This window comes from Oleiphilus sp. HI0125, from assembly GCF_001635355.1.
On the sequence record NZ_LWGF01000011.1, the window covers coordinates 1 to 918 of the forward strand.

2 pseudogenes are annotated in these 918 nt (G+C 45.2%); both read left to right on the forward strand.

What is annotated here, in order from left to right:
* A pseudogene (locus tag A3762_RS26750) lies at nt 1–423 on the forward strand (hypothetical protein); the annotation flags it as partial.
* A pseudogene (locus A3762_RS00520) lies at nt 420–918 on the forward strand (hypothetical protein); the annotation flags it as partial. The pseudogenes A3762_RS26750 and A3762_RS00520, both read left to right, overlap by 4 nt.

The window sequence follows — 918 nt, forward strand, 5'->3', positions numbered from 1 at the left end:
GACTACGATGTGACCAAGAAAATTTATGAAGACATGCTCGAGCGTAAAGAGAAGGCCCGTCTCTCAATGACCTTGAATATCGAGGGGCAGGGTGTGACGTATCGAATTCAAGAGCCACCCTTGCCGCCTTTGATGCCCTCTGGTTTACGTTTTATACATTTTGTATTAGTTGGTCCAGTGTTAGGAATATTGTTCGTGATCGGCTTAGCTGTTGCCTATGTACTGCTTGATCCGAGAATCCGCTTTGCATCATCTATTTATGCTATGGATGCACGCGTATTAGCTGTTATTCCTCATGTGAATACACCGCTTACACAGCGTTTGAGACGCAGTGATATGGTCGTTTGTGGAATCTTGGCGCTGGCTATTTTTGCAGCCTATACAGGCTTAGCTGTGGCGTTTCATATGGGAGTGTTACTGTGAGCGAGTTGACCAAAGCGGCTGTATCAGAATCGAATCCACGTATTGATCAAATGGAAGAAGTGGATAAGTTCACTCAACAAGAGTTAGATGAAAGAAAGCTGATTTACCCGGGTATGAATAGCCCTCAAGTGCTTAATATATTTCGGGAGCTAAGAACGCAGTTACTGCAGCATCAAAAAAAGAAAAACTTTGTATGCATGGTTAGTTCTGTGAGCCACGGTGGTGGCGGTAGTTATGTGACGCAGAACCTTGCCTCTGTGTTTGCGCTAGATAAGGCCAAAACTAGCTTGGTTCTAGATGCAAATCTCTACTCGCCGTATGCACAGAACTTGATTTTTGGTGAAGCAGAGATAGGCATTACCGATTACCTTAGCGACCCCGCTATTGGTATTAAAGACATCGTGTATGCGACCGGTGTGCCGCGATTGCGAGCGATTCCTCTTGGATCAAATAGCGAAGGCGCGGCTGAGTATTTCGAGTCAGAAAAAATGCTGT